Origin of the sequence: Rhodoplanes sp. (genome assembly GCF_013377085.1) — a bacterium.
Taxonomy (GTDB): domain Bacteria; phylum Pseudomonadota; class Alphaproteobacteria; order Rhizobiales; family Xanthobacteraceae; genus Rhodoplanes.
Map to the genome: position 1 here is coordinate 1 of NZ_JACAAX010000087.1, position 2,522 is coordinate 2,522.

The following is a 2,522-nucleotide window of genomic DNA, read 5'->3' on the forward strand; positions in this document are numbered from 1 at the left end:
GGCGCCGGCGTCGGGGCCGACGCCAGCTCCGGACCGCCCCGCGCAGAGCCGCGCGGCTGCGCCGGCGCCGCAGGGCTGCCCGCGGACTCGGCGGCGACCGGCGTGATCGCGGCGCCGCTCCATTCGATCCGCATGGCGCTGCGGTCCCCGACCGTGTCGTCGGGCAGCCGCAGCTCGAGCCCGAGCTCCATGGTGCCGGAGAAGCCGCGCGGCGGCACCACGGCGACCCGGCCGAGATCGGCGAGCGGCACGCGCCAGCGGTCCGACGCCAGGGCCGCGCCGGCGGACAGCCGGCTGCCGGCGGCGAGCCCGGAGACAATCAGGCTACCCTCGCCGAGCCCGCGCGTCAGCGTGACGCCGAGCGCGACCGGCTCGCCGCGGCCGGCACGGCGCGTCTCGACCAGCACCAGCCGCACCGGCGCGGACCGTTCGAGCCCCGCCATCAGGGCGCGGTCGGTCTTGGCCCCGGCCAGCGCCGGAATATCGATGACGTCGCTGCGCGGCGCCGTGCCGGCGCTCGGAAACAGCACCAGCACGAGGGCGAGCGCGACCGCGGCGGCCGCCCCGCACAGCGCCGCCACGAAGGCGGCGGCCCGCCACGGCACCCGCAGCCGGTCGACGGCGCGCGGCGGCTCGGGCAAGAGATGCGGATCGAGCGCCAGGCGGCGGGTCAGCTCGCGCATCGCCACGTCGCCTTCGAAAGGCCGTTGCCGCAGCCAGCCGAACCCGCCGGGGTCGCCGGCCGACGGCACCGTGGTGGGCGAATCCTCGATATGCGGCGGCTCCGATCGGGCCGGCTCGCGCACGACAGGCGGCGGCACCGGCCGCGCCGTCTTGGGGACGACGCCCGCGGGCCGCCGCTCCGCGGCCCGAGGTGCGGCGTCGTCTTGCAGCTTCGGCGCGGAAAAGATCAGATCGCGCGGGTCATCGGCCGCCGCCGCGGAATCGTCCGACGCGGAATCGGCCGGCGCGGGATCGCCGAATTGCAGGTCGCCGATGGACGGCGCATCCGCCTGCCGATCCTCCGGGGCCGCCGGATCGCGCCGAGAGGCCGCTTTCGGCTGTTCCGCATCGGGACGATCCAAATCACGCGGCGCCTCGCGGCGCGCCGAGAGATCGTCCGCAGAGAAATCGTGCGAAGACGAGTCGTGCGGATCGGCCTCGGCCGGCGGATCGCCCATCGACGGATCGGCCGGTTCCGCCTCGGCCCGCACGGGCGGCTCGGACGGGATGTCCGGCACGGCGGGCGGCGCGCTCTCGCCGGCGGCGTCGGGAGCGGCGCGCCGCGCCCATGGCGGCGCATAGCGCAGCGGCTCACTGAAGCCTTTGTCGTCGATCGGGGCACTCATCCAATATCCTCCACCCCATCAGGCGCCGATGCCGGACGCCGGCGCTCAGCGGCGCTCGCGCGTCCCGTTCCAGCGCAGGAACTCCTGAAACAGCTTTTCGCGATCGACCGGCGTCGCCGTGTCGTCGGACGCGACCCGCCGGCTCGCGAGGAACCGCTCGAACTGCTCGCGCGACACCTGCGCGGGCGGCGGCGCATTGCGGCGCAGCCACTCCTCGGCAGCCGGGAAGCGCGTCCAGCCCGGCACCGTGGCGCTCAGATTGGTCTCGATCCATTTTGGATGGCGCGGCGGCTTCTGCAGCTCGGCGAGCCGCGGAAAGAACGCCTCGACGAACCGCTCGATGCGCCGGTAGCGCTCCGAGCCCTTCGGCCAGACATGGGCGAACAGCACCGTGCCGACCGCGATGGTGTCGACGGTCGCGCCCGGCCCGATCAGGCCCGGATAGTCGGCCGCCGTCAGCGCCGCCGGCAGGTAGTCGGCCTGCAGCGGTTTGGCGAAGGGCAGCGGCAGCAGGCGGAACTCGCCGCCGGCGAGATGCGCCATCGCGGGCGCCGGCTTGCCGGAGATCAGCACGACCGCGGCGATCTCGCCCTTGCGCAGCTTCTCGATCGCGTCCGCCTGCGGCAGGTCGACCTCGGCGGGCGCGACGCCGAGCCGGGCGAACACGTCGCGGGCGGTGAATTGCGTACCGGAGCCGGGCTCGCCGAAATTCACCGGCTTGCCGGCGAGGTCGCCGACGCCGGCGAGCGGCGAATCGGCCCGCACCAGAACATGCATCTCCTCGTTGAACAGCTTGGCCAGGTAGCTGATCTTGTCGTCGATCCGGCCGATCTCGTTCGACCGCTGCATCAGCCCGAGCAGATTGGTCTGGGCGATGCCGAGATCGATACCCTTCAGGAAGCGCACGTCGCGGATGTTCTGTCCGCCGCCCTTGCCGGCGATCGGCAGGATGCGGAACCCGTCTCCGTCGTCGAGGACGGCGGACAGATCGGAGGCGATCGTCAGCGCGGTGGCGTCGGGGCCTCCGGCGACGATCGAGATGGTGTTGGTGTTGATGCGCGCGATCTTCGCACCGAGCGCCGGCTCGGCCGGCACCGTGACGGTCCGGCGCAAAGGCACGCGCGCCCGGGCCGCGGCCCGCGCCGCCTCGCCGGCGGGCGTGGTGGCGGCAGG

Annotated in this window: 1 protein-coding gene and 1 pseudogene; both read right to left on the bottom strand. The window is 74.2% G+C overall.

The genetic code is table 11. From position 1 onward, the window contains the following. Positions 1–1,349: pseudogene (locus HXX10_RS28895) on the bottom strand (hypothetical protein); the annotation flags it as partial. A gap of 45 nt (positions 1,350–1,394) precedes the next feature. Beyond that, positions 1,395–2,522, bottom strand: a 1,128-nt coding sequence (locus tag HXX10_RS28900) for a TAXI family TRAP transporter solute-binding subunit (RefSeq protein ID WP_296526966.1), incomplete at its 5' end; no start/stop codon positions are given.